The sequence below is a fragment of the Bifidobacterium sp. POST2/T3 (B1) genome (assembly GCF_058197115.1).
The window spans coordinates 1-2773 of record NZ_JBVPQK010000345.1 but is presented as its reverse complement, the minus strand read 5'-3'; the positions used below and the strand labels follow the sequence as shown (position 1 = coordinate 2773).

At 62.9% G+C, this 2773-nt stretch carries 3 protein-coding genes; all 3 read right to left on the bottom strand.

All coding sequences use genetic code 11. The features are described from left to right. On the bottom strand, window positions 1–899 hold an 899-nt coding region (locus AC0AP0_RS11380; protein ID WP_490430549.1), incomplete at its 3' end, for a DEAD/DEAH box helicase. An 83-nt stretch (window positions 900–982) separates the two neighbouring features. Then, window positions 983–2173: an amino acid ABC transporter permease gene (locus AC0AP0_RS11375; RefSeq protein ID WP_490430548.1), complete on the bottom strand. Its 1191-nt coding sequence runs from the start codon at window positions 2171–2173 to the stop codon at window positions 983–985. Window positions 2174–2179: 6 nt separating this feature from the next. Further along, on the bottom strand, window positions 2180–2773 hold a 594-nt coding region (locus tag AC0AP0_RS11370), incomplete at its 5' end, for an ABC transporter permease subunit (RefSeq protein ID WP_490430547.1).

The window sequence follows — 2773 nt, the reverse complement described above, 5'->3', positions numbered from 1 at the left end:
AGAATCCTACCGAAGGCCGTGGTGAAGCGGGTGCCGGCCATGGCCTCCTTGATCCGGTCCCGCTGGCCCCGGTCGGAAACCCCAGTACTGGACAGGGCCTGGGCCGTCTCCAGGGCGGCATCCTGGGAGAAGTGAACAATGTAGACCGGCGAATCACCATCGGCCAGCAAGGACTCCACGGTGTTGGGCAAGGGGGTGTCCACATAGCGGTAATCCAGTGGGACCGGTCGTGGGGCGTCGGCGACGATGTCCACACCCACCCCGGTTTTGCGCTCCAGGTCCTGGGCGATCTGATCCACGTCGCCCAGGGTGGCCGACATGAGCAGGAACTGCACATCGGGCAGGGTCAGCAGAGGCACCTGCCAGGCCCAGCCGCGGTCCGGATCCCCGTAATAGTGGAACTCATCCATGGCCACGCAGCCGATGTCGGCATGTCTGCCCTCCCTGAGCGCCTGGTTGGCCAGGATCTCGGCCGTGCAACAGATGACCGGGGCATCCGTGTTGATGTGGGTGTCGCCGGTGATCATGCCCACCCGGTCGCGACCCAGAACCGAAACCAGGTCGAAGAACTTCTCGGAGACCAGGGCCTTGATGGGAGCCGTGTAATAGGAGCGCCGTCCAGTGCACAAGGCGATGAAGTGCATGGCCAGGGCCACCATGGACTTGCCCGAACCGGTCGGGGTCGACAGAATCACATGGTCGCCTGAAACCAGGGAGAGGACAGCCTCCTCCTGATGCGGCCAGGGGGTGATGCCCCGGGAAGCCACCCAGGAGAAGAAGCGGTCGTAGATCTGATCCTCGGTCAGGTTGCGCGGGCCTCCCGCCTCGGGAACCAGGTCGCCCAAGGAGACGGGCCGGTCGGTTGAGGCGGTTGAGGAATCAGCATGTTCTTGGACCATGTCCACCAGTCTATCCGGCCAGGCACACAAGTCCGGCCGGAGACTGGCTTCGTCCAGGCAACAAAGCAGCCGGGAGATCTTTGTCAGCCCCTGTTCTTGCCGTCTTTGTCGCTGCCGCCTTTCTTATCCTTCCTGGTCTTGCCCTCGGCCTTCTGATCACCAGCGGAACGGCTACCACGGCCCGGCTTGAGGAAGTCCGGAATCTCCAGGCTCGCCTTGTGCGGATCGACCAGCGTGTCGGGCTGGGTCCGGTCATAACCCTGGATGTAACGGGTCTTCCTCCAGTGCTGAATGGAGGCGTTAGATCCACGGTGATGTGCATGGTACTGCAACGGCGCGCCGCCGTACCGGTCCTCGTCCACCTCCTTGGCCACGGCTATCTGGTTGACATTGGAGGGATCCATGATGGCCACGGGCGCGGCCGGCTCCACGAAGTCGGCGGGGGCGGCAGTGCGCTCCTGCATCTTCTTGGGCAGCCAACGGGCGAAGTGCGACAGCAGGAAGCAGACGAAGAAGTAGACCACCGAGGCCACCACCAGGGTCTGCAGGATGTTGAAGTACATGGAGCCCAGACGACGGGACTCCTGCAGCAGATCCGTGTACATGATGATGGATCCCAGAGCCGTATCCTTGAGAACCACGACCAGCTGGGTCACAGCCGCCGGCAGCATGGCGTAGACGGCCTGGGGAACCTCGATCTGCATCAGCGACTGGGTCCTGGTCAGCCCCAGGGCCAGGGAGGCTTCTCGCTGGCCGTTGGGCAGGTTGCCCACGCCCGAACGGATCAGCTCGGCCACCACTGAGCCGTTGTAGAGGATCAGGCCTAGTACGACAGCCCAATAGGAGGCCTGGCTGACTCCTGCAAAGGCGAACCAGCGCCAGAAGAAGATCATCATCATCAACACCGGAACGGCCCGGCAGAACTCCACTATAATGCCTGAGACCGCCCTTACCAGTCCGTTGGGCAACAGACGGCCGATGCCGAAGATGAACCCGAAGACGACCGAACCAATCACTGCAACAACCGAGGCCTTGATGGTCAGCCAGAGCCCGGGCAGGTAGAAGTCCGACCAGGCTTCATAGTCCAGGGCCGGGCGCCAGAGCTCCCAGCTCAACTGGTTCTCCCCGTCCGGGGGGTTGTGCAGCCGCATCAGCACCAGGATGACCACTACGGCGAAGATGATGGCGGCTATCCAGTTGGCGATTCGTATGGTGCGCCGGCCCTTGGGACCGGGCTGATCGAAGAGCAGCGAGCTCTCATTGTCCTGTGCCATGGCCGCTCACCTCCTCACTGCCAGCTTGTTGGACAGGTACGTGGTCAGCGCCCCGATGGGCAGCACCAGGATCACGTATCCCAGAGCGAAGATCAGGAAGATGGCCACGATGGCGTTGGCGTGGAACTCGATCATCTCGCTCATCAGGGAGGAGCTCTCCGAGGCCACGGAGGCCGCTGCAGCCACGGTGGAGTTCTTCAGCAGGGCGATGAAGGTGTTGCCCAGGGGCGCCACCGACCCACGGAAGGCCTGGGGCAGAATGATCTGCGAGGCCGACTGGAAGAAGCTCAACCCCAGGGCACGGGCCGCCTCGGCCTGGCCCAGAGGCACCGTGTTGATGCCAGAGCGCAGGGACTCGCAGACGAAGGCCGCCGTATACAGGGACAGGCCCGTCACCGCCAGCCAGAAGAAGTTGACGGAGAATTCCGGCGAGAAGCTGATCTTGAGCTGGGCGAAGGCCCCCAAGACCATGAAGACCATGATGATGGTCAAAGGCATGTTCTGGAAGAACTCCACATACCCCCGGCCGACGGCCCGCAGGGAGGAGATGGGCGAGATGCGCATGATCACCAGGATGATGCCCAGGATCAGCGAGAAGAG

What these genes read in the sequence shown, in the direction of transcription:
- AC0AP0_RS11375 (WP_490430548.1), bottom strand. Translation starts at nt 2,173, where the DNA reads ATGGCACAGGACAATGAGAGCTCGCTGCTCTTCGATCAGCCCGGTCCC.